Here is a 3,504-nt window from a genome sequence, read left to right as displayed (position 1 = left end):
GTTCTTCCGTAAATCGTTTCTTCATTGCCGTTCCTTTGTGAACGGACTCTACATCGATTTCGTACTAACCACAGGGAGCAGGTCATATTCACCCATATCGGCTTGTGCGATGTGCGGGCCAGCCATATTCCTGTCGTTTTTGCTGATTAATCTGCGTGGATAAGTGCTTGGTTCAAATGTTAATAATTGTGTAATCCGATATAAGGGCCGGATAGTTGCGGCACAATACGCAGGCGTATACACGCATCATTCACTTATAAATAACAAAGGAGTTATCCATGACTTCAAGAATGATTGGAGATTTTCGCGTGAGATGCTCGGTGGCTCAGGAAGAGAACCAGGGCTACCGCGTGGAGATCTGGACTCGCCGCATCGGCGGCAGTGCGCCGGAAAAATGCTGGACGGTGCCCGGACAGGAGCCGTTCGCGACCTTGGACGAGGCGGAGCAGGAAAGCCGCAATCTGTTCGAAGAAATCAACGGCGTGCGTTTCAACGGTGAACCGGAGTTTGCTCATGCGTCCGCATAATGGTTGGTGGCGGGCGTCGAGCGCGCCCCGTCGGTGGATCGATCTGGTCCAGGAGTCGTCGCGTTGGGAAGGCGGCAAGGTTCAGCAGGCACCCTTGGCGAAGCCGGCCGTTGCCGGTAAGCCGCTGCCGGTCCCTGCTGTCTGATTCGTCCCTACCGTCGGGCGACCGGACATCGCCCTGACACCCGGCGCATCAGCTCACGAGCGGCATTGCCGCCCTGCTCGAAAAAAAGCCACTCGAAAGAGTGGCTTTTTGCTTGGTTGCGCGCCGGATCAGCGGCGGTGGCCGTGACCGTGCCCCCAATCGCCGTGACGGTAATAGCCGCCACGATCGTGCCAGTAGCGGCCGCCGCCGCGGTAGTACACCGGCGCGGGATAGATCACGGGCGGCGCGACATAGACGGGCGCGGGCCGGTAATAGACAGGCGGGGGCGGCGCGTAGACGGGCGCCGGCGCCACGTACACGGGTGGGGGCGGCGCCACGTAGACGGGAGCGGCCGGGTAGACGACGCCCGGCACGCCGATGGATATGCCCACGTCCACGCGAGCCATGGCCGCGCTGGATATCACCAGGCCGGCGGCGGTCGCGCCAGCGATAAGCCATTTGTTCATGTTGCACCTGCCCGCTGCGTGACGCAGCAAAGTTGAGTATTTGTCGACGCTATTTTCCCGCCTTTCATCGCGGAATTGGTAAGCGCAGCCTGCGCAATAGCGACAATACGCAACCGTCCCCCAGCGTTATGGCGTGGCTGTGTTGCGTTGCCGCATCCATTTTTCGCCCTGGTAAACCCTGAGCTGAAATCGACTGAAATGCGGCGGAATACCGCTGATTCCTGCCGGTGAGTTACAGGCAGTCACCATCTGGAGAGCGGTCGCGACGGCAGGCGCGGGCAGCGCGCTCAGTCTTCCTGCAGCCCGTCCTGCCGGCGGCGGAATTCCACTACCCAGACCCAGGGGTTGGCCGCCCAGGCATGGGTGCCGTAGCGTTCGCACCAATTGAGCGCGAAGGCGGTCTGCAGGGGCACGCCAGGCAGCAGCGACGACGAATGATAGAGCGCCAGCGTGCCCTCGGCGCGGGCGTCGGCCTCGGACAGGCTTTGCAGGCGCTGGATGCGCACGCCTACGACCACCGCGCTGGCGAAGGGCGTGCCCGATTCATCGGCAAGCAGGATGCTCTCGCCGGACTTGCCGTAGGGACAGCTGATCCAGGACGAGGTCTTGCGCAGTTCGGCCGATCCTTTGCGGGACGGTCCCATGGCCACCCACTTGCCGGAGTCCGATGCGTCGGCATACCAGATCGTGGTGGGCTGGGTAGGCTGGGGTTTGACGATGCGTCGCGTCTGTACCTTGTAGCCGTCCAGAATCGCTTGCTTGAGAGGCTCGCTGAATTGGAGTACCTGCCGTTTCATACGTTTGTTTTTCCCCTCGCAATCAACGCTGGTGTGCGAATGGCGCCGCCGCCGGGCGTTCCGTATCGCGCGTCGGGCGCGTCTCGGCCGGGGCACGCAAAGAGTATGCCGCCTGACGCGTCCGGTGTCAGGCGCGTTGCGACATTTTTTATCTTTGATGTTGGGGCATGGGGTATTCGCGGGCTTGTTTGTATACTGGACCCATGAACACAAACCTGCACAATCTCAAGCCCGGTTACTACTGGTACACCATGGCCAATGATCCGCTGGCCGTGATCCACATCCACGACGACGGCGGCGCCACGCTCATGGGCACCGATTACCGCCTGACGCCCGAAGGCGTGGCCGACATGGTCCGCCAGGGCGAGCGCTTCTTCTGGATCGAACCGCCTCAGGCCTGATCCGGCTGGCCGGCGGCGCATGCCGCCGGCGGGATATTCCCCATGACCGATTTGCTGCTGAAGAATGTCCGGTCGCCGGATGGAAGGCGCGTGGACGTCGCGATCCGGCAGGGCCGTATCGCGGCCCTGGGCGAGAACGTCGGCTTGGCGCCCGAATGGCGCGCGTTGCCGGTGGAAGAGGGCGGCGGCGCCTTGCTGCTGCCTGGCCTGGTCGAAGGCCATGCCCATCTGGACAAGACCACCTGGGGATCGTCCTGGTACGTCAATGACGTGGGTTCGGCGCTGACGGACCGCATCGACAATGAGCGCGATTGGCGGGCCGCCAGCGGCCACGACGCCCATGTGCATTCGCAGGCCTTGGCGCTGGCCTTCCTGCGGCTGGGCACGACGCGCATCCGCACCCATGTGGACGTGGATACCGAAGCGGGCCTGCGGCACCTTGACGGCGTGCTGGCCACGCGCGAGGCGCTCGCGGGCCGGGTCGACATCCAGATCGTGGCGTTTCCGCAGTCCGGGCTGCTCATCCGGCCGGGCACGGCGGAACTGCTGGACCGCGCGCTGGCGGCTGGCGCCGATGTGCTCGGCGGACTGGATCCCTGTGCCATCGACCGCGATCCGGCGCGTTCCCTGGATCTGCTTTTCGATCTGGCCGAGCGCCACGGCAAGCCGCTGGACATACATTTGCACGAGCCCGGCGAGCTGGGGGCCTTCACGCTCGACCTGATGCTGGATCGCTGCCAGGCGCTGGGCATGGCCGGCCGGCTCGTGGTCAGCCACGCGTTCTGCCTGGGCGCCCTGGACGCGCGCCGGCTGGACGGATTGCTGACGCGTCTGGCCGCGCTGGACGTGGCGCTGCTCACCACCGCGCCGCCGTCGCGGCCGGTGCCGTCGGTGCGCGCCTGCCGCGAGGCGGGCGTGACGATCTTCGGCGGCAACGACGGCATACGCGACACCTGGTCGCCTTATGGCGAACCCGATATGCTGGCGCGCGCCATGCTGATCGGGATGCGCAACGACCTGCGCCGCGACGAGGAAATCGGCTGGGCCCTGGAGTGCGTGACGACATCCGCCGCGCGCGCCTGCGGCTTCGCCGATTACGGCCTGACGCCGGGCGCGCGCGCCGACCGGGGGGTGGTGGGCGCGAGCTGCGCGGCCGCGGCCGTGGCG

At 64.9% G+C, this 3,504-nt stretch carries 5 protein-coding genes; 3 read left to right on the top strand and 2 right to left on the bottom strand.

Annotated elements, in window-relative coordinates; all coding sequences use genetic code 11:
• Positions 1 to 278 precede the first annotated feature (278 nt).
• Positions 279 to 527: a hypothetical protein gene (locus tag AC6LJ5_RS30135; RefSeq protein WP_103272904.1), complete on the top strand. Its 249-nt coding sequence runs from the start codon at positions 279 to 281 to the stop codon at positions 525 to 527.
• A 273-nt stretch (positions 528 to 800) separates the two neighbouring features.
• On the opposite strand, the gene AC6LJ5_RS30130 is transcribed toward AC6LJ5_RS30135, so the two are convergent.
• Positions 801 to 1,139: a virulence factor gene (locus AC6LJ5_RS30130; protein ID WP_103272905.1), complete on the bottom strand. Its 339-nt coding sequence runs from the start codon at positions 1,137 to 1,139 to the stop codon at positions 801 to 803.
• A 287-nt stretch (positions 1,140 to 1,426) separates the two neighbouring features.
• On the bottom strand, positions 1,427 to 1,936 hold the full coding sequence (locus AC6LJ5_RS30125) for an ASCH domain-containing protein (protein ID WP_103272906.1): 510 nt from the start codon (positions 1,934 to 1,936) through the stop codon (positions 1,427 to 1,429).
• A gap of 203 nt (positions 1,937 to 2,139) precedes the next feature.
• Here AC6LJ5_RS30125 and AC6LJ5_RS30120 point away from each other — a divergent pair, with 203 nt between their 5' ends.
• Together AC6LJ5_RS30120 and AC6LJ5_RS30115 are read left to right on the top strand one after the other, a co-directional pair.
• Positions 2,140 to 2,337: a hypothetical protein gene (locus AC6LJ5_RS30120; RefSeq protein ID WP_199771083.1), complete on the top strand. Its 198-nt coding sequence runs from the start codon at positions 2,140 to 2,142 to the stop codon at positions 2,335 to 2,337.
• A 42-nt stretch (positions 2,338 to 2,379) separates the two neighbouring features.
• Positions 2,380 to 3,504, top strand: a 1,125-nt coding sequence (locus tag AC6LJ5_RS30115; protein ID WP_498142430.1) for an amidohydrolase family protein, incomplete at its 3' end; no start/stop codon positions are given.

This window comes from Achromobacter sp. 1011791174, assembly GCF_059760925.1.
The sequence above is the reverse complement of the archived record's forward strand: the minus strand, read 5'-3'. Positions and strand labels throughout refer to the sequence as shown.